At 44.0% G+C, this 22843-nt stretch carries 20 protein-coding genes; 15 read left to right on the top strand and 5 right to left on the bottom strand.

All coding sequences use genetic code 11. From position 1 onward, the window contains the following. Nucleotides 1-47: 47 nt before the first annotated feature. From ACMFL8_RS06955 to ACMFL8_RS06890, 14 genes are all read left to right on the top strand, one after another. Entirely contained in the window at nucleotides 48-1058 is a 1011-nt protein-coding gene (locus ACMFL8_RS06955) for an ornithine carbamoyltransferase (protein ID WP_413190499.1), read from the top strand. A gap of 236 nt (nucleotides 1059-1294) precedes the next feature. After that, a complete protein-coding gene (gene arcC, locus ACMFL8_RS06950; RefSeq protein WP_413190498.1) occupies nucleotides 1295-2248 on the top strand; it encodes a carbamate kinase in 954 nt (317 codons plus the stop codon). 942 nt (nucleotides 2249-3190) lie between these two features. Continuing rightward, entirely contained in the window at nucleotides 3191-4501 is a 1311-nt protein-coding gene (gene urtA, locus ACMFL8_RS06945) for an urea ABC transporter substrate-binding protein (protein WP_149408792.1), read from the top strand. 145 nt (nucleotides 4502-4646) lie between these two features. Next, entirely contained in the window at nucleotides 4647-6446 is a 1800-nt protein-coding gene (gene urtB, locus ACMFL8_RS06940) for an urea ABC transporter permease subunit UrtB (RefSeq protein ID WP_413190497.1), read from the top strand. A gap of 10 nt (nucleotides 6447-6456) precedes the next feature. Further along, a complete protein-coding gene (urtC, locus tag ACMFL8_RS06935) occupies nucleotides 6457-7527 on the top strand; it encodes an urea ABC transporter permease subunit UrtC (protein ID WP_010200558.1) in 1071 nt (356 codons plus the stop codon). Continuing rightward, nucleotides 7527-8483 (top strand): urea ABC transporter ATP-binding protein UrtD, encoded by a 957-nt coding sequence (urtD, locus tag ACMFL8_RS06930; RefSeq protein ID WP_413190496.1) that lies wholly within the window; start codon nucleotides 7527-7529, stop codon nucleotides 8481-8483. The genes urtC and urtD overlap by 1 nt, the downstream gene beginning before the upstream one ends. A gap of 46 nt (nucleotides 8484-8529) precedes the next feature. Next, nucleotides 8530-9228, top strand: a complete 699-nt coding sequence (urtE, locus tag ACMFL8_RS06925; RefSeq protein ID WP_413190495.1) for an urea ABC transporter ATP-binding subunit UrtE — start codon at nucleotides 8530-8532, stop codon at nucleotides 9226-9228. Between the two features lie 44 nt (nucleotides 9229-9272). Beyond that, nucleotides 9273-10262 carry an urease accessory protein UreD gene (locus ACMFL8_RS06920; protein ID WP_413190494.1) on the top strand — a complete coding sequence of 330 codons (990 nt, stop codon included), beginning with the start codon at nucleotides 9273-9275 and terminating at the stop codon, nucleotides 10260-10262. Between the two features lie 150 nt (nucleotides 10263-10412). Then, a complete protein-coding gene (ureA, locus tag ACMFL8_RS06915) occupies nucleotides 10413-10715 on the top strand; it encodes an urease subunit gamma (RefSeq protein WP_010200554.1) in 303 nt (100 codons plus the stop codon). Nucleotides 10716-10858: 143 nt separating this feature from the next. Next, nucleotides 10859-12991, top strand: coding sequence for an urease subunit alpha (ureC, locus tag ACMFL8_RS06910; RefSeq protein ID WP_413190493.1), 2133 nt, complete (start codon nucleotides 10859-10861; stop codon nucleotides 12989-12991). A gap of 74 nt (nucleotides 12992-13065) precedes the next feature. Then, nucleotides 13066-13620: an urease accessory protein UreE gene (ureE, locus tag ACMFL8_RS06905; RefSeq protein WP_413190492.1), complete on the top strand. Its 555-nt coding sequence runs from the start codon at nucleotides 13066-13068 to the stop codon at nucleotides 13618-13620. Then, nucleotides 13613-14428, top strand: a complete 816-nt coding sequence (locus tag ACMFL8_RS06900; protein WP_413190491.1) for an urease accessory protein UreF — start codon at nucleotides 13613-13615, stop codon at nucleotides 14426-14428. Before ureE ends, ACMFL8_RS06900 begins: the two co-directional genes overlap by 8 nt. A 38-nt stretch (nucleotides 14429-14466) precedes the next feature. Then, on the top strand, nucleotides 14467-15120 hold the full coding sequence (ureG, locus tag ACMFL8_RS06895; RefSeq protein WP_413190490.1) for an urease accessory protein UreG: 654 nt from the start codon (nucleotides 14467-14469) through the stop codon (nucleotides 15118-15120). A 117-nt stretch (nucleotides 15121-15237) separates the two neighbouring features. After that, on the top strand, nucleotides 15238-15924 hold the full coding sequence (locus ACMFL8_RS06890; RefSeq protein WP_413190489.1) for a HupE/UreJ family protein: 687 nt from the start codon (nucleotides 15238-15240) through the stop codon (nucleotides 15922-15924). A 283-nt stretch (nucleotides 15925-16207) separates the two neighbouring features. Here ACMFL8_RS06890 and ACMFL8_RS06885 read toward each other — a convergent pair whose 3' ends face one another. The 3 genes from ACMFL8_RS06885 to ACMFL8_RS06875 all read right to left on the bottom strand — a co-directional run bounded on the left by ACMFL8_RS06885 (nucleotide 16208) and on the right by ACMFL8_RS06875 (nucleotide 19477). Then, nucleotides 16208-16915, bottom strand: a complete 708-nt coding sequence (locus ACMFL8_RS06885; protein ID WP_189582290.1) for an ABC transporter ATP-binding protein — start codon at nucleotides 16913-16915, stop codon at nucleotides 16208-16210. 64 nt (nucleotides 16916-16979) lie between these two features. Next, nucleotides 16980-18239 (bottom strand): ABC transporter permease, encoded by a 1260-nt coding sequence (locus ACMFL8_RS06880; RefSeq protein ID WP_413190488.1) that lies wholly within the window; start codon nucleotides 18237-18239, stop codon nucleotides 16980-16982. After that, nucleotides 18236-19477 (bottom strand): efflux RND transporter periplasmic adaptor subunit, encoded by a 1242-nt coding sequence (locus tag ACMFL8_RS06875; protein ID WP_413191380.1) that lies wholly within the window; start codon nucleotides 19475-19477, stop codon nucleotides 18236-18238. Before ACMFL8_RS06875 ends, ACMFL8_RS06880 begins: the two co-directional genes overlap by 4 nt. Nucleotides 19478-19742: 265 nt before the next feature. On the opposite strand from ACMFL8_RS06875, the gene ACMFL8_RS06870 reads away from it, so the two are divergent. Continuing rightward, nucleotides 19743-20639, top strand: coding sequence for a 3-hydroxyacyl-CoA dehydrogenase (locus ACMFL8_RS06870; protein ID WP_413190487.1), 897 nt, complete (start codon nucleotides 19743-19745; stop codon nucleotides 20637-20639). A gap of 319 nt (nucleotides 20640-20958) precedes the next feature. Here ACMFL8_RS06870 and ACMFL8_RS06865 read toward each other — a convergent pair whose 3' ends face one another. Continuing rightward, nucleotides 20959-22056: an L-dopachrome tautomerase-related protein gene (locus tag ACMFL8_RS06865; RefSeq protein WP_413190486.1), complete on the bottom strand. Its 1098-nt coding sequence runs from the start codon at nucleotides 22054-22056 to the stop codon at nucleotides 20959-20961. A 194-nt stretch (nucleotides 22057-22250) separates the two neighbouring features. Next, nucleotides 22251-22706 carry a DoxX family protein gene (locus tag ACMFL8_RS06860; protein ID WP_194621142.1) on the bottom strand — a complete coding sequence of 152 codons (456 nt, stop codon included), beginning with the start codon at nucleotides 22704-22706 and terminating at the stop codon, nucleotides 22251-22253. Nucleotides 22707-22843: the final 137 nt, after the last annotated feature.

The raw sequence follows: 22843 nt of genomic DNA, 5'->3' as shown, positions 1-22843 counted from the left end.
TGATAGTCCATCCAAAATAAACACATACTAAAAATTAAGGAACCATCATGAGTTTCAATCTTCACAACCGTGATCTGCTGAGCCTTATGCATCATAGTGAACGCGAGCTTACCTATCTTTTGGATATGGCTCGTGACCTAAAAAGAGCGAAATACTCAGGCACAGAACAAAAGCATCTTTTGGGCAAGAACATTGCTCTAATCTTTGAGAAAACCTCAACCCGCACTCGTTGTGCTTTTGAAGTAGCGGCATATGATCAGGGTGCCAATGTGACGTTTATTGGCCCGAACTCATCACAGATCGGCTACAAAGAAAGCATGAAAGACACCGCTCGTGTGTTGAGCCGTATGTATGATGCCATCGAGTATCGCGGATTCGGTCAAGAGATTGTCAATGAGTTAGCAGAATATGCAGATATTCCCGTCTTTAATGGCCTGACGAATGAGTTTCATCCCACACAAATGCTAGCAGATGTAATGACCATGCGTGAGCATACCGACAAATCTATCCATCAGATTAAATATGCTTATTTTGGTGACGCACGTAATAACATGGGCCGCTCATTATATTTAATGGGCGCTAAGATGGGTATGGACGTACGCCTTTGCGCCCCTAAAGACTTATGGCCTGAAGCAGATTTTTTGGCCACTTGTGCAGACTTTGCCAAAGAGTCAGGTGCCCGGCTTACTATCACTGATGATGTAAAAACGGCGGCAAAAGAGGTTGATTTTATTCATACTGACGTATGGGTATCGATGGGTGAGCCTATTGAGAGCTGGGCTGAGCGAATCGATGGGCTAATGGCCTATCAAGTCAACATGGATCTGATAAAAGCCACTGGCAATCCAAAAGTGAAGTTTATGCATTGTTTACCCGCTTTTCATAATTCAGATACTGAAGTTGGTAAAAAAATAACTGAAGAATACCCACAGCTCGCCGACGGTATCGAAGTGACCGAAGAGGTATTTGAATCACCTTACAACATCGCATTTGAGCAAGCCGAAAACCGTATGCATACGATTAAAGCCGTTCTGGTCTCGGCGCTTGGTAATATCTAATTTATAACATTAGCAACGCGTGCTACCGGGGCGTGCCCTCAATTCAATCGATAGTCATCTAAATAGTTAAAAGTGGCTAAATCTTGCCAAACGGCGTCAAATAGCTGACTAATATCTCGATATTATCTGCGCTATTTTCCTTGTTTGACTGCCATTTATCTCATTTTTATCACTATTTTGAAATGAAGACACACCCTGATATGACGTTAACTGAAGACAATGCGTAGGAAAATATCATGAGGTTACTAATTGCCTTAGGTGGTAATGCTTTATTAAAACGTGGAGAGCCGCTATCTGCTCATAACCAACGCCAAAATATCAAGACGGCCGTTGAACAAATCAGCAAGGTCACGGAGGGTAACGAATTAGTCATTGCTCACGGTAATGGCCCGCAAGTCGGTTTGCTTGCGTTGCAAGGAGCGGCTTACACTGAAGTCGATACTTACCCATTAGACGTTTTGGGCGCAGAAACAGAAGGTATGATTGGCTACATCATCGAGCAAGAGCTTGGGAATGTCCTGCCGAGAGACTCATCCATTGCCACCCTACTCACTCAAGTAGAAGTCGACCGTAAAGACCCTGCTTTTAACAATCCAACCAAGCCTATTGGCCCTGTATACTCAAAAGAGGAAGCAGAAAAGCTAAGTGCGCAAAAAGGCTGGGTTGTTAAAGCCGATGGTCAATATTTTAGGCGAGTGGTTGCAAGCCCTAAGCCCAAAAAGATATTTGAGCTAAAACCCATACAGTGGCTGCTTGAAAAAGGTGCGATTGTAATCTGTGCAGGTGGTGGTGGTATCCCAACGGCATTTGATGAAGATGGCTGTTTGCAAGGGGTCGAGGCAGTAATCGATAAAGACTTGTGCGCCTCGTTACTTGCCCGTAGCCTTGAATGTGAGTTATTGGTGATTGCCACGGATGTGGCGTATGTTTATACAGACTTTGGGACGGACAAACAACGAGGTATCTTGCAGGCGCATCCAGACGCTTTAAGTGAGCTTGATCTTCCTGCGGGCTCTATGGGACCAAAAGTTGCAGCGGCTTGCGAGTTTGCGCGTGCGACTGGAAACACCACCATCATCGGCTCACTGACCAATATTGGTCAGACACTTGAAGGAGGTGGCGGTACTCGTGTTTCAACGGAGTACGAAGGCCTCACATATGCCGTTATATCTCCGAAAAACACAGCATAACTCCTCGATTTCATCCATGTTCTCACGATATAAAATATCTTTTGAGTCGTTCCTGAAATAATCGGTTTAGCGGCTCAGCAGGATATCTATCGGTCTGCCTTGCAGTAGATGGTAGCAACAATAACAGCACTTACCCTCCACGTTACATGAAGAATAGGTCTGTCGATTCAAGCTTGGCTTTTACCATGACATTGCCAGGAAATACTACTTGGGGTACTCGCAATTCTAATAGTCCTGAATTCTGACCTATGCTATTAATCCCGTAAACATTAACTTTAGGAGAATGCTTATCTTGCCAAGCTGCAACTATAAATATAGCTTGTAGATAACCACTTATGAATCACCAAGCACTGCTATTCACTTTTATCTCACCATGGACTTGATAGAAAATCACTAACACATAGGTTACCGCCTATACCTCCTCTATCTTCCCCTCTTTTGTAACCTCCTCGATAATATTTTGACATCTAATAGTCGGCAGAGATGCCATTTTGATATTAGACCAGCCTTTAAGCACAATATAATAAGTAGGCATGAAGCCAATAATATCAACAACAACCTATTTAATCTTTTGATAATAAAAGGAGTTAATCGGCATTTGAACTATGCTGACAAAACTTGTAGCTGCGTAATTGATATCTCTCAAGCTTGTTTGTACAGATTTGACATTGACAGTATAAGTCACTTTTTAACCAGACACAGATGGTGCATAGAAAATCATAAAAACCATCATGGTGCGAAAAAAGTGCAATATCTCCTAAAAAGACCGATATTGGTGCGTTTATTTTGTATTTTGGAATGGCATAAATATTGAAGTATTAATAGCAGTTAGGAATGGTTTGTTAACTCGGCCTGCCAAGCTGCTACTTTATCTTTTTGGAGAAATACATGTCTTTATTGCCAACGCTTATCACTGCTACTCCTATAAGTACAAATTATCGTATCGACTCAAAACTCACATCACGTTTGTCTCTACTAGCAGTAGCTGTCGTAGGTAGCTTAAGCCTTATAGGTTGTCAGAAACCTGCGGAAACTAGTGCTGAAACCAATTCTACAGCCACAAAAACAGAAACAGCTGAGACGACTACTACCCCTGCGGCAGATGGTGACACCATCAAAGTTGGTATCTTGCATTCTTTATCTGGAACGATGGCCATCTCTGAAACCTCATTAAAAGATACTGCTCTCATGACCATTGATGAAATTAATGCCAATGGTGGTGTGTTGGGTAAGCAGCTAGAGCCAATCGTCGTAGACCCCGCTTCTGATTGGCCGTTATTCGCTGAAAAAGCTCGTCAGCTATTAACTCAAGACAAAGTGGATGTCATATTTGGCGGTTGGACGTCGGTATCACGTAAGTCAGTGCTGCCTGTCGTTGAAGAGTTAAATGGCCTCATGTTCTACCCTGTGCAGTACGAGGGTCAAGAACAGTCAGAAAATATTTTCTACACTGGTGCTGCACCCAATCAACAGGCTATTCCTGCTGTTGAATACTTAATGAGTCCAGAGGGTGGTAGTGCAGAACGCTTTGTCTTACTTGGGACAGATTATGTCTATCCTCGGACTACTAACCAGATACTGCGGGCTTTTTTGAAGTCTAAAGGCGTCGCTGAAAAAGATATCATGGAAGAGTATACCCCTTTCGGTTTTAGCAACTATCAGACCATCGTGGGCAACATTAAAAGCTTCTCTACTGGTAAAAAGACGGCGGTTATCTCTACCATTAATGGGGATTCAAATGTACCCTTTTATCGTGAACTTGCCAATCAAGGTATTAAAGCCTCTGATATCCCAGTCATGGCATTCTCAGTAGGAGAAGAAGAGCTTCGCGGTATCGATACCAGCTTATTGCAAGGGCATTTGGCGTCATGGAACTACTTTATGTCGGTTAAAAATCCTGTCAACAGCGGCTTCACCAAAAAGTATAAGAAATATGCGCTAGATCATAAGCTACCGAATGCTGAAAAGGTCGTGACCAATGATCCTATGGAAGCCACCTACGTGGGTATCAATATGTGGAAACAAGCAGTCGAAAAAGCAGGTACCACTAATGTCGATAAAGTGCGTATTAGTATGGGAGGTCAGACTTTTGACGCGCCATCAGGGTATACATTAAAAATGGATGAGGAGAACCATCACTTATGGAAGCCTGTCATGATCGGTCAAATCCGTGCCGATGGTCAGTTCGATGTGATCAGCAAAACGCCAAAAGTCATTCGTGCTGAGCCATGGAGTCAGTACATTCCTAAATAAGGTTGTGGTCACCTAAACCGCAATCCTTAGCCCTTAGCCCTTAGCCCCTTAATGGTATCAATACCAGCAACCCTTTAGCTCCTCTACTGATAAAACAGTTTTCAGTAGAGGTTAGAGGAGTGTTGACTGCAAAAAAGGAACCATCATGTCACATTCTCCTTCCTATTATAAAAGTGACGCGCAAGCCAATTATTCTAATAAGACTTTTGTCATCGCCTTACTATCTTTACTCCTCCTCATTGCTATCACATCAGCTGCTCATGCTCACGAGACATCAGCAGTACACAGCCATGGCGAGAAACTATCTACTAATACTGTGGCAGCGACATCCAATGCTGTAAGTGAAGAGATCTTACTTGCTCAAGACGACACCTTACTTGCTCAAAACAAGCAGTCTCTGACTACGCCTGCTAATCTTGCGGTAAGTAAAGGGGACGCTATCGAACAGTTCGTTGCTGCTGACTTCACCAAGCGCCAAACCATGCTCAATCAGTGGCCGGGGTCAGTTGAGAGTTTGGATACTTTAGTTGAGCTGATAAAAAACGATGAGCTATACCAAGGTAATGGTGGGCAAACTTATCTACTTAACAGCGAAGATGAGCTATTTACTTATCCTGCTAAGCAGCTGACCACCGAGTGGCCGAGTGACTTGGCGCAAGTGACTTTGACCAATACGCTACGCTCAGCCTTAGTATTTGGACAAGCCAAGGTTAAGCTTGAGTCAAACGATCCTACGCAACGTGTGCAGGCAGTTGCCATCTTAGCGGACAATATCGAACAGCTAGATCCAGCACTCATAAGTACTGCTGCCACTAATGAGGAAGACGACGACGTCAAAACGGCGTTGAGTACTTTACAAGCAAGAATTGATTTTAGAGACGGCGACGTTACTACCCAAATTGCAGCACTTACCGTGCTCGCCGATAGTGATAGCCCGCAAGTCTTAGTTGATGTTAAAAAAGCATTGGCGGCAGATGATATCGATCCTGTGCTCAAATCTGCGCTGTTAGATGCTGAGGATAGTATTGAGCAGCGCATTACCATCAGTACTTGGATAGGTCATCTATTCACGGGGCTTAGTACGGCAAGTATCTTACTACTCGCGGCATTAGGGCTGGCCATTACCTTTGGGCTACTGGGTGTCATCAATATGGCTCACGGTGAGCTCATTATGATTGGCGCTTACGCCACTTATATGGTGCAAAATCTCTTTCAAGCGTATTTTCCTAGTATGACTGGATGGTATCTGGTTGCTGCTATACCCGTCGCTTTCTTAGTCAGTGCCATTATCGGCATGATTATCGAACGAATCATTATTCGCCCGCTTTATGGTCGTGAGCTTGAAACCTTACTGGCAACTTTCGGTGTCAGTCTGATTCTTATGCAGTTGGTTCGGATGATATTTGGCGCGCAAAACGTCGAAGTCAGCAATGTCGACTGGTTGAGCGGTGCCTATCAAGTGTCCTCGAGCCTTGTGCTTCCCTTCAACCGTATCGCTATTATTGGCTTTACCATCATAATTCTTATGCTACTGGTGTACTTACTTAACAAGACTCGCTTTGGGCTATTTGTGCGCGCTGTCACTCAAAACCGGCAAATGGCACGTGCAGTGGGTATCTCGTCTGCTCGCATCGATATGTTGGCTTTTGGACTTGGCTCGGGTCTCGCAGGTCTCGCTGGCTGTGCTTTGGCGCAAGTAGGCAATGTCGGACCCGACTTAGGTCAAACTTATATTATTGATGCGTTCTTAGTCGTCGTGGTTGGCGGTGTTGGGCAAGTATGGGGCGCGGTATTGGCATCTTTAGGTCTTGGTGTCAGTGGTACGGTGCTAGAGATTGGCATTGGTGCTGTGATGGCTAAAATTGTATTACTGGTTCTTGTGATTTTGTTTATTCAAAAACGTCCACAAGGTTTATTCGCCCTCAAAGGCCGTTTTGTGGATTAAGGAGAACCTCATGCGTTTGACTCAATTATTATCTGATTCCCCACGTAATGCCATTTTGATTGGTTTGTGTTTTTTAGTGCTACTGATATTGCCTTGGCTCCATTTACTACCTGAAACCTCTAGTTTTCACCTGTCTGCTTACTGGATAACTTTGATTGGTAAAATAATGGCGCTCGCCATGGTAGCACTGGCTTTAGACTTGGTCTGGGGCTATGCCGGCATTCTAAGCTTAGGTCATGGTCTTTATTTTGCGCTAGGAGGTTATGCCTTTGGCATGTACTTGACGCGTGAAACTGCTGGCACGGGCTTACCAGACTTTATGCGTTTTTTAAGTTGGACCGAGCTGCCGTGGTATTGGGCAGGCACTCAGCACTTTTGGTGGGCGATGGCTCTAGTGGTATTAGTTCCCGGTCTGGTCGCTTTCATCTTTGGCTATTTTGCTTTTCGCTCCAAGATCAAAGGGGTTTATTTTTCGATTATTACTCAAGCCATGACCTATGCGGCAGCCTTATTATTCTTCCGTAACGAAACAGGCTTTGGTGGTAATAATGGCTTCACAGGTTTTACCACGTTATTAGGCTATGACATCACTGCCTCTTCAACGAGGGCTGTGCTGTGTTTTACGACCGCTTTGGCTCTGCTGCTGTCCTATCTTGGACTACGCTATCTGATGAGCCAGCCTTATGGGCGCGTGCTCGGTGCCATCCGTGATAGTGAAAATCGATTGCAGTATTTAGGCTATCGCACGCTTTGGTACAAGCTTTCTGCTTGGGTATTGTCTGCAGTCATTGCTGGTATCGCTGGTGCTCTATATGTACCGCAAGTTGGCATCATTAATCCGGGCGAGATGAACCCCGTCAACTCTATCGAGATGGCAGTATGGGTGGCTGCGGGAGGAAGAGGTTCACTCATTGGTGCTATCGTAGGCGCAGGTGCAATCAATGCAATTAAGACTTACTTTACCGTCGCCTACCCTGAGTTTTGGTTGCTTATCCTAGGTGGATTATTTGTGGTGGTTACTTTATTTCTCCCTAACGGCATCATTGGCGTACTTGATCGTTTTAAAAAGGAAAAAGAATAATGTTACTAACTAATACTGCTACTTCCCAAAAAGTTACTAACGATGCGCTTGTTAAAAACAATCCTAGTATTAATAATCCAATGAAAAACTCTAAAAATACACCATACATAACGGTCGCAGAAAACACGCCTACCCGACCAGTCACTACTTTGGCTGAAGATTACGGAGATAGCGGTGGCTTGGCGCATCCTGTCCCCAAATCAGGGCCAGATATGAGACATGGCATTGCGCTGTATTTAGAAGACGTTAGCGTGTGGTTTGACTCGTTCCGCGCACTCAATGATTTATCTTTATACATTGAGGCAGGCGAGCTACGCTGCATCATCGGCCCTAATGGCGCAGGTAAGACGACTTTAATGGATGTCATCACGGGTAAAACGCGTCCCACTAAAGGCAGTGCATTTTTCGGTCAAGTACATAATTTAGCCAAACTATCTACCGAAGAAATAGCGGAAGCAGGCATTGGCCGTAAGTTTCAAAAACCTACCGTATTTGAGAAATTTACCGTACTCGACAACTTAATGCTGGCCGCGCCAAAGGATAAGCGAGTGTCAAAAAGCTGGTTTACTCGTATTGACGCAGAAATCCAAGATACGCTTGACTCAACGCTTGATCAAACACGCCTAAAAGAGCTGATTAGCAAGCCAGCAGGACTGTTATCTCATGGTCAAAAACAGTGGCTAGAGATTGGGATGTTACTGATGCAAAGACCAAAGCTTATTTTGCTTGATGAACCAGTGGCAGGCATGACAGATGCCGAAACCGAACATACTGCTGAGTTGTGTCTACGCCTTAAAAAAAATCATACTTTAATCGTGGTTGAGCATGACATGACTTTCATTGATGCCATAAGTGAGAAAGTAACGGTCTTAGCAAATGGCGCTATTTTGGCTGAAGGCACGTTAAATGAAGTACAGAATAATGAGGCCGTTATTGAGACTTACTTGGGTCGATAATTGATAGTAGTGCTTAGAAATAGACCTAAAAAATAGAGGTGCTTATATGTTAGAAATTAATGCCATAAATCAATATTACGGTGGCAGTCACATTTTACGTGATGTCACCCTCGCCGCCCCTGTAGGAGAATGTAGCGTGGTACTGGGTCGTAATGGCGTCGGTAAAACCACCTTGCTTAAATGTTTGATGGGCATCCTACCAATAAAATCAGGTGAAATTTTATTAGACGGTAAGGACATTAGTCAGATGACGCCTGAGCAGCGTGTACGCGCAGGACTCGCTTATGTACCGCAAGGACGTGATATCTTTTCCACTTTGACCGTTGAAGAAAACATTCTGATTGGCATGGCGAAATTCTCTCAACGAAAAGCAAGCAAAGTACCCAAACACTTGTATGATATATTTCCAGTGCTGGACGAGATGAAGCATCGGCGCGGTGGCGATCTATCTGGTGGTCAGCAGCAGCAGCTCGCTATTGCTCGTGCGCTTGCCTCCGAACCGTCTGTACTGGTACTTGATGAGCCGACTGAAGGTATTCAGCCCTCTATCATCAAGGACATCGGGCGGGTCATTAGGGATTTAGGTTATCAAGGTGAAATGGCCATTATACTGGTCGAGCAGTTTTATGAGTTTGCAGAAGAGCTTGCCGATAACTATACCGTGCTCTCTAGAGGACAAGTGGTAGCTCAAGGGGCTGGATGTGACATGGCAAAAAACAACATTCAAGAGTTGGTGGCAATCTAAAAGGTCACTTTCTAAAAGGTCACTTTCTAAAAGGGAATACAATTTTGACTTGGCAATCCTCACTACAGCTTCATTTCGACTGCGCCTCTAATACTGCAAAAACTCGGCTGTATCATCGTGCCCATACTGGGGCATTAATGGTGCAGCGTGCGCTGTATCCTGAGCCTGATAGTACTGATAACAGTCAAGCAGGGATTTGCCATATTTATGTGTTGTATCCTCCTGCTGGTATCGCCGATGATGACCGCTTAACATTGGAATTTGACCTACACTCTAACAGCCATGCGGTGATTACCACCCCTGGAGCCGGTAAATGGTACGGGCAGCGCAAATCGTTGCGTTCCTCTAGACTCAGCGACTCATCAAAATTTAACAACGGTACTCAATCGGCACATAGCAACACTTCTAACGACTGTTTTAATGATGTTGTCAGCGCAGAACAGCATATCAACGCCCGCCTCGATGACCACGCTATTCTTGAATGGCTCCCTCAAGAAAGTATCTATTACGATCATTCTATCTCTACTGCCAATAACCGCTTTTATTTGGCTAAAACGGCAAGTTTATTGACTTGGGATATTGCTGTGTTCGGACGTCAAGCGTATCAAGAGACGTTTGCTAATGGTCATTATGCCAACCGCTTAGAGATATGGCGTGAGAGTGATCTATTGGTCAGTGAGTGCACCTCCCAACAAGCCAATACGCGCTGGTTTACCTCACCATTAGGACTGAACAATCAACATGTTCATGGCTCTTTTTGGGCAATACCTAGCACAGAGGTCATTGCGCCAGAACTACAGAATAATCCGCTCAAGCTCGGCCAATATTTAGATACCACTATTACCGAGATACGCCATCTCATTGATACGCAGTCATTACCTATTTATTGTACTCATAATTTTCAAGGTATTAATTGCCGTTATTTAGGGGCAGATGTGCGTGTGTGCTTTGAAGCTTTTTACCAAATTCGCGAGCTTATCAGGTCTAAATGGTATGCGCTTGAGCCTCATCGACCGAGAATTTGGGATACTTAATATCATGTGCTCCTGCATACTCTCATCTTTAAACAATGCTTAATCAAACCAGAATGACTCTACTTAGTACATTTAACTTGGCACATTTACTTTATGAAGATTAAAAACGGTTCATAGTCTTTAAAGCACAATAATTATTAAGGAAGCTTTATGCAATTAAATCCTACCGAAAAAGATAAACTCTTACTATTTACAGCCGGTATGGTAGCGGAACGTCGTAAAAACCGCGGTGTAAAGCTCAATTATCCTGAGTCTATCGCTTACATTAGCATGTTACTGATGGAAGGCGCGCGTGATGGCAAAACCGTGGCGCAACTGATGAGTGAAGGAGCCACTTATCTCTCTGCCGATGACGTCATGGAAGGCATTGCAGAGATGATACATGATGTCCAAGTTGAAGCCACTTTCCCTGATGGCACTAAGCTGGTGACGGTACATAACCCCATCGTATAGCTTGCTTGTGTATGGCGATGTCTCTGCTCTAGTAATAAATCGCACTAAGAAACGATGTAGCCTACTAGTAAAACGGTATAAAACGAAAAACGCTTTAAAATTAAATTGTAGCTAATGAGATAAGACGATTAAGGATAATAAAAATGACGATGAAAGCAGGCGAATATAAGATTAAAGCAGGCGATATAGCATTGAATGCTGGTCGCTGCGTTCAAACCATAGCAGTAATCAATACCGGCGACCGTCCTATTCAAATCGGTTCTCATTATCACTTTTATGAAGTCAATGCAGCACTGAGCTTTGATCGAGAGTCGACGCTTGGCTATCGACTCAATATCCTATCTGGCACTGCGGTACGTTTTGAGCCGGGACAAGCGCGCGAAGTGGAACTGGTTGCCATCTCAGGTAGACAGCATATCTATGGTTTTGCGGGCAAAGTCATGGGCGTTGTAGACCCTAAAACCTCTCAAAACACCTCGAAAAAACGCATTGACCGACGTATCTATGCCGAGCATTTTGGCCCTACCACAGGGGATAAGGTACGCTTGGCAGATACAAATTTATGGCTTGAGGTTGAATATGATTTGACCAGTCATATTGATCACCAGCCTGACATTGATAGCGTCAGCATCGGTGAAGAGGTTAAATTTGGCGGCGGTAAGGTTATCCGCGATGGCATGGGTCAGTCACAGCTAATAGGTGACCAAGTTGCCGATACTATTATTACCAATGCTCTAATTGTGGACTACAGCGGTATCTACAAGGCAGATGTGGCTATCAAAGAGGGCCGCATTAGTGGCATCGGTAAAGCTGGCAACCCTGATATTCAACCTAACGTGACGTTACCTATTGGCGCGGCTACCGAAATTATCGCAGGAGAAGGTAAAATCTTGACTGCTGGCGGTATCGATAGTCATATTCACTTCATTGCACCACAGCAATGTGAAACAGCACTAATGTCTGGTATAACCACGATGTTAGGCGGTGGTACGGGACCTGCTGAAGGTACTCTTGCCACCACTTGTACTCCTGGTGCTTATCATATTCACAGCATGCTAAAAGCCACTGATGCTATTCCGATGAACATCGGATTCTTAGGTAAAGGCAATGTTAGTTTACCAGCGCCAATTGTTGAGCAAATCGAAGCGGGTGCTATCGGTCTTAAACTTCATGAAGACTGGGGCTCCACGCCCAAAGCCATTGATAACTGCCTTAGCGTGGCTGAAGAATACGATGTGCAAGTGGCTATTCATACTGATACGTTAAATGAAAGCGGCTATTTAGATAGCACTCTAGGCGCGTTTAAAGACCGTTGTATTCATACTTTCCATACCGAAGGCGCTGGCGGCGGTCATGCTCCAGATATCTTAAAAGCTATTGGCGAAACCAACGTCTTACCCTCGTCCACCAACCCGACACGCCCTTTCACTATTAATACCATTGACGAGCATCTCGACATGCTCATGGTTTGTCACCATCTAAGCCCAGCCATTGCTGAAGATGTCGCTTTTGCAGAAAGCCGTATTCGTAAAGAGACCATCGCCGCTGAAGATATTTTACAAGATATGGGCGCTATCTCCATGATGAGTAGTGATTCGCAAGCGATGGGACGCGTGGGAGAAGTCATTATTCGCACGTGGCAAACGGCTGATAAAATGAAAGCCCAGCGTGGTCACCTTGCTCCTGATCAATCAGCTAAAACCGAGCAATCCTTAGACAATATCATGCTCAGTCCTACGGATTCTGATAGCGGCAATGACAACTTTCGTATCAAACGCTATCTCGCAAAATACACCATCAATCCCGCTATTACCCATGGCATTAGTGATGAAGTAGGATCACTGGAGTTGGGAAAATGGGCAGATTTAGTGTTATGGTCGCCTGCATTTTTTGGTGTTAAGCCTGATTTAATTATAAAAGGCGGTTTGATTGCAGCGGCACCTATGGGTGACCCCAATGCTTCCATATCCACCCCACAGCCTGTGCACTATCGCAGTATGTTTGGCAGCTTCCCCAAGACAGTGGCGCAGACTTGCATCACCTTTATGTCAAATGCGGCTATTGATAAAGGTGTTGATAGGCAATTAGGATTAGAAAAGGTCATCAAAGCGGTACACAACATTCGCAAGGTACGCAAACAAGACATGAAGTTTAACAGCTACTGTCCTCAGATGGAGGTCAACCCTGAAACCTATGAAGTGTATGCCGATGGTGAGCTGCTGACCTGTGAGCCTGCCGAGCATCTGCCAATGGCACAGCGCTATTTTTTATTCTAGCTGCTTTTTATTGTCGTGCTGATAATCTCCCATCAGCTGTGAATCATCTACTTTAACGGACTATAAATATAATTATGAACATTTATACGCAACGCCTTGATCTATCAACCCTCAGCGCTGAACAACAGGCGATTATTGATAGGCAAAAACAGGCAGAAAACTTTTTATATTTAGATTTCGATACCCGTCAGCGTAGCCGTTTTAAAGCAGAAACCCAGCATCAAGAATCCATTGGTATTGATTTGCCACGTACGGAAACCATTAAGAATGGCAGTGTGCTAGCAGACCATCAAGGCAATTTAATACAGATTATGGCCGCCAAGCAAGGCTTAATCAAAGTGACTGCCGATAATAACTTTGACCTTATGAAGGGCGCTTACCATTTAGGCAACCGCCATGTGCCTTTAATGCTGACCCCTACTGCCCTCTACTTTGAGCCTGACCATGTTTTAGAAGCGATGTTACATCAACTTGGCCTACATACCCACGCCTTACAAGCGCCGTTTGAGCCAGAGACTGGTGCTTATAAAGGCAATCAAGGCGGACATTCTCACTCCCATGGTCATAATCACAATCATAGTCATCACGATCACGACCATTCACACCCCCACGGCAACTCTTATGACTAATCATGCCACGCACTCCCAGCATCCTGCTAGTACACCACAAGGTATGAATGATTTGAATCATGCAGATGTGACCGGACGTTTGCTCATGCTGGCGTCAAGCAACTTACCTATTGGCAGTTATACCTACTCGCAAGGCATAGAACCTGCTATTGAGTCAGGGCTTATTCATGATGAAAGCAGTAGCATGGATTTTATGAGTGATTATCTGGAGCTGGCATTATGTCGTTATGAGCTACCGCTACTAGCGCTCATGATTGAAGCCCTTATAGTTGAAGACGTCGCACTTGCTGATGCTTTAGGTTCAGATTACCACGCTAGCCGCGAAACCAAAGAATTCGTCTATGAGTCAAGTCAATTGGCACTGTCTTTATCCGCATGGCTAGATAATGTTCTTGAGCTCAACGTGCCTGATAGCTTACTCGCCCATGGGTTTTTGCCACTGTTTGCCCATATCAGCTCGCACTGGCAATTTAACCCTGTACAAGCCATGACCACTTACGCCTTTGGTCAAATCGAAAATATGGTGCTGGCTGCGGTCAAAACCGTACCGCTTGGGCAAATGGCAGGACAGCGAATCATTTGGCAGCTGCAACAGCTATTAAGCCAACAAGTACAGCCACTGGCTGCTAGCGTCAAGCAAAGCTTTTTGTACGCTCAAAGGCTGCCGTTAATGGCAGATAGCTCTGACATAGCGATATCAAAGCTAAATCTACTTTATCAACAGCTACAAATATCAGCTAACTTACCAAATTTAGCGCTCCTGTCTTGCCAGCATGAAAGGCAATACAGCCGCTTATTTCGCTCTTAATGGCTGAAAACCCTAACACTTATTAAGGATATTTATTTATGGCACTAACTCCTAAAGTCGAAAACAAACATTCAGACACGACGCTCTCTCCTCTACGCTTAGGTATTGGTGGCCCTGTAGGCTCAGGAAAAACGGCATTGACGCTGAGATTGTGTCAATGCCTACGCGATAACGTCAATATGGCAGTGGTGACCAATGATATATATACCAAAGAAGACTCTGAATTTTTAACGCGTCATGAGGCCATGCCAGCCGAGCGCATTCGCGGTGTCGAAACGGGTGGCTGCCCGCATACTGCCATCCGTGAAGATGCTTCAATTAACCTATCTGCCATCGCCGAATTACAGCAGCAGTTTGCAGGTCTTGAGCTTATTATCATCGAGTCTGGTGGCGATAATTTGGCAGCAACTTTTAGCCCTGAATTGTCCGACTTGACACTATATGTCATTGACGTCTCGGCAGGCGATAAAATCCCTCGTAAAGGCGGCCCTGGTATCATGAAATCGGACTTGCTCATTATCAATAAAACCGACCTTGCCCCTTTCGTAGGCGCGTCACTTGAGGTGATGGCACGTGATGCCAAAAAAATGCGCGGCGATAAGCCTGTGGTCTTTAGCAACATGAAAACAGGCGAAGGCGTTGATGACATTGTTGCCTTTATCCTTGATAGAGGCATGATAAGCATAGCGTAAGACTGTGTCCATAATGCCACATGCTATGGCATAAATAGGTGCTCTTAAAACTACTGAATGATAAGCAGGCTATCAGACAGTGATCATATTGATTGGCTTACACATTAAGGATTTATCATGACCATAAAAACCTCACAAACCATGACACGCAAAAACCTGACTAACAAAACGACAAATGCCAGTGGCTTAGCACTGCTAACATGGTTGGCAACGCTACCGACACTGGCATTTGCTCACCCAGGACATGATTTGATGGCAGCAGATGGCTCATTTAGCCTTTCAATATTGTCTGGTATGTTGCATCCTTTGACTGGGTTCGACCATCTGATGCTAGCACTGGGCATGGGCTTGCTATTTACCCAAATGCACAGCTCTAAAAAAGGCTTTGCCTCATTAGTCATTGGTTTGGTAGCAGGATTTGCCTTGAGTTTAAGTGTGAGCCTTAACAGCACGTTTATTGAATTCGGTATCCTACTGTCTATCGTATTATTAACCCTAGCACTTATGAGCCGCTACTTTAACCATGCACCGAATCAAAGCAACGAGGCATCAGTAAACACATGGCATAATTTAGCCATCGTTGGCTTTGGTGCACTCGCTATGTTCCATGGTGCGGCACATGCCATTGAAGTTCCTGCCAACAGTAGTACTGCTGGCTTCTTTATCGGTATGATTGTTGCCATGCTAAGTCTATATACTGTCGGCAAAGGTGTTGCTACCTATCAAAACACTCATCTGCAAGACAGCTTGATTATTCAACGTGTTATAGCTGTTGTCGGTTTATGCGGTGTGCTGTTGAGTTAGTTCTGGCAGAATATTAGCAGCTTTATTAAACATCGCTTATCCATGCTAATGATCTATCATAATAGTCTTCGATAACATTGACCTATGCTTTCAAATCCGTAGACATTAACTTGGGAAGTTTTCGTATTGTAACTTTATAAAAACTTCCTCTGTGATAGTAGGATAAAATTGGTTAAATTTTCTTCTCTATAATTGTAATGATGAGCAGTTACTTATCTAATCAAACACGCCGCTAATATTAGGGTCTGTTGAACATTCAAATATGGAACAGACCCTACATTTTTTAATTATTCAACGTATCACTATCAATACGACCATCAACCAAATTAATCGTTCGATCACAGGATGCTGACAAGCGCGGATCATGAGTAACCAGCAATACTGCACAATCACGTTCCTGATGGACTTTTCGGAATAGCTCGAACACTTCTCCGGCCGTAACGGTATCCAGATTACCCGTAGGCTCATCGGCTAACAATAATGCAGGCTCAGTTATAAGCGCTCTAGCAATGGCGATACGCTGTTGCTGTCCACCTGAGAGCTCGTTAGGTTTGCTGTCAGCAAAGCGCTCTAGACCAACCGCTGCTAGCAGCTCGCGCGCTTTTTGAATAGCGAATTTATCTGGACGACCCTGTGTTAACGTTAGAGGCATCAAGATATTATCTAAGGCACTGAAAGCTTGAATTAAATGATGAAACTGAAACACGAAGCCGATACTACTGCCGCGTAAAGCGGTGCGACCGGCATCATTCATAGCACTGGTTGCTTGACCCAACAGATACAGCTCGCCGCTAGTTGGCTGATCCAATAACCCTAGCACATTTAATAAAGTACTTTTACCTGAGCCTGAAGGACCAATCAGGGCTGCAAAATCATCAGTACCAATAGTTAAGTCAATACCGTGAAGCACCTCAATCTCATTAGGCTGACCGATGTTATAAGACTTTTTGAGCGCCTCTAAACGCAAAACTTCGTGAGATTGTCTGGACATAAGGGTTGACGTCTTATTAAGAAAATTAGTAGAACGGCTGTTAAGGGTGTCTGTGGAATCATTATTAGACATAGCGAATAGCCACCACGGGATCAAGTGCCGCTGCTCGCCGCGCTGGAATAGCGGCGGCTATAATACCGGTTAGCGTTGCTAACGACATAGTCACTAAGATCAAGTTTATCGATATTGGAATCGTAAATATATTGGGTCCAAAGGTATTAAAAGACCATACCAATACATAGCTTACGCCACTACCGATAATCGAGCCTAACAAACCAAATACAGCCCCTTGAATCAAGAATATTCGCAAAATTTGCTGTCGGGTCGCGCCCATTGCTCGTAGGATACCAATCTCTCGCGTACGCTGAACCACACTGACCGACAACACACTGGCAATGCCAAAAGCCACCGAAATCGCTACAAAACCTACGATCATATTGCTAGATAGGCTTTGAGCAGTGAGACCACTCAGCAGTTGGGCATTGGTCTTTATCCAGCTTTCTGCTTGCAGCGAGGTCAAACGTCCAACTTGCGCAGCGATCTCCTCTGCTTCAAAGATGTCTTCAACAGTCAGATCAATAACGGTGATACCACCCGGCAAGTTTAGTAAGGACTGCGCTTGTTTTAGGTCTAGATAAACGTAGCGTGCATCGAGCTCTCGTACGCCAAGCTCGAATATACCAGCGATATTGACTACAGCGCTGTTGTTATTGAGATTATTATCGCGACTATTATCATCATCGTCTTGACCGCTATCTAAGCGCAGTTTGCTACCGACTTCTACACCCAAGTTTTTAGCCAACTCACTGCCAATCAATACATTATCTGCGCTCACTCGTAGCTCGCCACTGATTAAATACTCACTGAGTGGTATGATTTTTTGATAGCGCTCCAGATCAGTACCGACTAGTATCACTGACTCTAATGCCTCACCACGCCGTACGAAACCAGGCCCAGATACGTTTGGTGACACTGCTGTTAAGAGAGGCAGCTGATCTAAAGTATCAGTGATTTGCTGCCAATTATTGATTGAACGCAGGCGCTGCGGACGCTTGTCCTCTTGTATCAGTTGTAGCGTATCATCAACAGGCGGCGCTATTAGGTTGACTTCATCTGGCGATACTAAGCGAATATGTGCCTGACTACCAAGGGTGCTATCAATAAGGTTGGTCTGCAACCCTTGAATCAATGCGGTAATAAATATAATAACCGCAACACCTATTGCCACTCCCAACGTAATCATCAGTGACTGTATTCGTCCCTCGCGCAAAAAACTGATGGCAATGTTTGCATCAATCCAAAATCTACCAAAAAAAGCCGTCAATTGACTGTCTCCACTGATTGGCTCTTATCATTTGCCGTCGTTATCTTGTCAGCATCAGTAGTAGCAAAAGGGGCTGCTTGCTGAATGGTTCTAACTCGTGCGCCATCAGCTAGTGAGGCAGTGGCATCAACCAAGATCTCATCGCCTGCGCTTAAACCTGAGAGCACCTCTGATGCTGACAACCCACGCAATCCTAATCTCACTTGCTGGCGTTGTACTTGACCATTGCGTAATAGCAAAACGTCAGCATTGTCTTTTTTGACATTGGCTAACGCATCATTAGGAACCACCAAGGCTTTTGCACGTCGATCCGTTTCGATATTTACTGATACCGTCATATCTTGACGCAAAAACTCAGGTATAGGATCGACAGCCAATCTCACTTCTACCGTACCACGCTGTGGATCTATACTTGGCGCAATAAAGCTGATATGTACTGGGAATGGCTTATCAGGATAAGCATCAGCAATAGCGACCGCTTGTTGCTCAACTTCTAGGCTTGATAAATTACGCTCATCAAGCGGTACTCGTATCTCAGTATTACCATCGAGAGCGATAGTGAATAAGCTCTGACCCGGCTGTACTAACTCCCCTATCTCAACATTACGAGTCAAGATAGTGCCGGATACTTTGCTACGTACTTGCGTTTTATTGAGCTGCGCCTGCAATGCTGCGATACGGGCACGTAATAAGTCCTCCTCTACACCACCAGTGGATAATGCCTTTGCTTTGAGGCGGGCGTTTTCAAGGTCATTACGGGCTTGTTTTTGTACTTGGATTGCCTGTTCCATTTCTTCATCAGAAATGGCCGAGATGGCCGCTAACTCACGCCTCCGCTCGACATTACGGCTAGCTTGCGCCAATGCGACTTCGGCATTGGCCAAATCCACTGCTGCCTGTGGACGGTTACTACTGACCAGCTCTGCCAGTTCTGCTTCTGCTTGACGCACTTGAGCGGTAATTTCATCGGCGCTAAGAACTAGCAATAAATCACCAGCTGCTACTTGCTGACCTTCCTGCACCAGTCGTTCTAATACCACACCAGCCACTTCACTACCAATCTCAGTACGTGAGACTGCAACGATACGTCCAGTCGCTACTACCGTCTGTACCAAAGGCATAGAAGATACTTGATAGCTTGGTAACAGCGGTCCTTGCCACCAGCGAAACACTAAAAAACCTGCGACAGCTATAAGTAATAGTGCGCTAACAATAGATTTATAAGGAATAGCGCGCAATGAGTTTCTCCAGTTCATAGTAAAGAGCTATCTAAGTGTAGCACCTGCTAAATTTGATTATTATCAAATATTACCGGAAAGAATTAATTATCATAAATAAACTCAACCATCACTAAGATGTAATGGTCAACTAATTGAGGACCGACCCTAATATTTTTATAGAAATGAAGGTTGAATAATAAAGTAAATTGACTTAATAATAGGTCTATAAGTTTTAGACATTTATCTAGCGACTTATATCCACTACTTTTAGGAAATGAATACAATGACGTATAAAAATGTAACGGTCGCTGGAAGCGGCATCCTAGGCTATCAAATTGCTTTTCAAGCCGCATTCCATGGCTTTAATGTCAGTGTCTATGACATCAATGATGAGGTATTAGAAAAAGCAAAGTCAAAGTTTCCATTGATGAGCAAGGCTTTTCGAAAAGATTTGGGAGCAACGCAAGAGCAGTTGGACAAGACCTTTGACAATCTTAGCTATACCTCAGACTTAGCAGAAGCGGTCAAAGATGCCGATCTAATGATTGAAGCTATTCCCGAAATCCCTAAAATTAAAATCGAATTCTATGAAAAGCTTGCCAAACTAGCGCCAGAGAAAACGATATTTGCCACCAATACCTCAACCTTACTTCCTAGCCAGTTTGCCGAATCAACGGGACGACCTGCTCAGTTTTTAGCCCTACATTTTGCCAATAAAATTTGGATGCATAATGTCGCTGAAATCATGGGACATCCTGGCACAGATCCTAAAGTATTTGATGATGTTGTTGCTTTTGCTACCGCGATTGGCATGGTGGCACTACCGCTGGATAAGGAGCAACCCGGCTATATAATGAACAGTTTATTAGCGCCTTTCATAGACGCAGGCCTGCAATTACTAGCCAAAGAAGTTGCCGATCCGCATACAATAGATAAGACGTGGATGATAGTGACTGGCGCGCCTGTAGGGCCATTTGGCATATTGGATACGATAGGTATCAATACGGCCTACAACATCACTAAGCTAGCCGCTGAAACGACTCAAAACCCAGTCAGATTCAAGGCCGCTAAGTATCTAAAAGAGCAGTTGATCGATCAAAATAAACTGGGTGCTGCGACTGGCGAAGGATTTTATACTTATCCAAACCCTGCCTTTATGAATCCTGACTTTTTAAAATGACAAATAGACTATAAAGTCGGCTTTTACTCACCAGTTTGTCTTGCTCTGCAAGCTGGCTTATCAGTAATAACTTTCTTTTCTCTCCGCAGCATAGTTTTTGATATATCATCAAAAATAAATGATTTAGTTTACTAGGGTGTGTCTTCATTTTGAAAATGGTGATAAAAATGAGATAAATTGCAGCCAAACTGCATCAAATAGTGCAGATAATATCCCAACATTATCTGCACTATTTGATGCAGTTTGGCAAGATTTAGCCCATTTAGTCGCTTTCGTTCAGATTGAGGACACTCCCTAAACAAGATAACCTGTATTTACATTACCGACCTACCCACACTCTGTAGATATAGTAAGGTGGCTGACCTTGATCGACAGTGCCAGTGAACTGTGGTGTTTTGTGTAATTGATTTACTGCAACATATAACCATCCATTTGCATCTAAAGACACATTGTCAGGCCAATCGAATCGACTGTCTCGCACCAACGAGGTCAGCTGTCCTTTATTATCAAGCACATCTAAGCCATTATCGTTTAAGTTGGTAAAGTAGTGATTTCCATGACTGTCTGTAGTGGCACCATCTGAAACGGGTTTGTCACCAACACGGGTAATGCTATTGCCGATCTGCTCGTCACTGGCTTTCGCTCTAAATAAGGTCGCGTCTAAGCTATACCAAGACTTACCATTCATCGCGCCAAAATAAATCGTATTATTATCGGCGGACATCGTGATTGGGTTGATACCATTATTTGTTGGCTTCCCACCTAGCATGATATCCACGCCATTGATTACCATTTTTGCGTCAGCTTCGGGTTGTAAAGCGACGTGATTGCCAAAACGACGTATTTCATTGGTATTCATATCAATCGCAATAATAGCTGGATTGGGAATATCAGCCAAATAAATCCATCCGTTCTTTCTATCAACCACTAAATCTTGCACAAAGCTATTTTTTGGTGCGATATCTGTAGGTATATCGATTTTGCTAATTAATGCACCGGTTTTAATATCAAAGCCCCAAACACGAGTTTTACCGATGTGCTGACCCATATCAACAATCCATAACCCACCTGCATCATCTTTGGTGATACCTAGTGGCGTATCAATGGTCGCTTCACCATACTGACCTTTAGGTGACTGAAATTTACTTGAAGGCCAAGGCTCATAACTGTTGGCGCCAGTCACTTCAAATAACTGCACTCCCTGTTCACCATCGTTCGGATGCACGGTAGAAAACACCCGACCATCGCTAGTAGCCATGACATTTCCTGGCCGAATAGGCAAACCGATAACTGTTTCTATCTGTCCCGATGTCGCCACTTCATTTTTTACTTGAGGAGCAGATATAGCTTCGCTCTTTAATAAACTACATCCTGCTAGGGCTATAGTGGCCAACCCAATAATAAAAATGTTTTTCATCGTTGATTCCCAAATATTTAAAGAGCCCTATGATAGCCTTTTTATCTATTAAACAATACGGGCTGATTGGCTGTGACTGATTACCCATTAGCTATTACCCCATTGCTCTTTATTTCAATGACAAATAAAGCGCTGGTACGTGTCAACATTGAGATTCAAAAAGCACAATTTTTCGCAGGTTTTATCTTCGATCGTTATTTAACCGACCCTATTTTCTCTGATAATGCTTTATCCAGACTAAGAGAACCGCCACCTTGTACGGCTAAAGCAAGCAAAGCGACCATCAAGACTAAGGCGTATTCATAACCACCATCAGCGGCAAATAAACCATTACTGATATGTACAGAGAAGATCGCAACTAACATCGTAAATGCAGCAACCAGTGCGGCAGGTCGTGTGAGTAAGCCCAAGACTAAGGCAAGACCACCAAAGAACTCAGCGCCGCCTGCCAATATCGCCATTAGCAAACCAGGCTCCATACCCATACTACTCAGCCATTGCGCAGTGCCTGCTAGCCCATTGCCACCGAACCAACCAAATAGCTTTTGCGCACCATGGGCGGCCAAAATCAAACCTATTGGTATACGTAATATTAGAGCAGCTGCACCAGCATTCGATAGTAAAGCTTTATGTATTATTGACGTTTTCACTAATGATTACTCCATCATGTTTATTATTTAAAGTTATTCGATCTATTGGAATGAACACACTTTACTATCAATAAATCAAAAGAGTAAGATAGATAATATTGAATAATTAACAACAAAACGTTTATAATTTATTTGAC

Source organism: Psychrobacter sp. AT9, assembly GCF_047272965.1.
Lineage (GTDB): Bacteria > Pseudomonadota > Gammaproteobacteria > Pseudomonadales > Moraxellaceae > Psychrobacter > Psychrobacter glaciei.
Note: the sequence above shows the minus strand (reverse complement) of the source record. Positions and strands in the feature narration are given on the sequence as shown.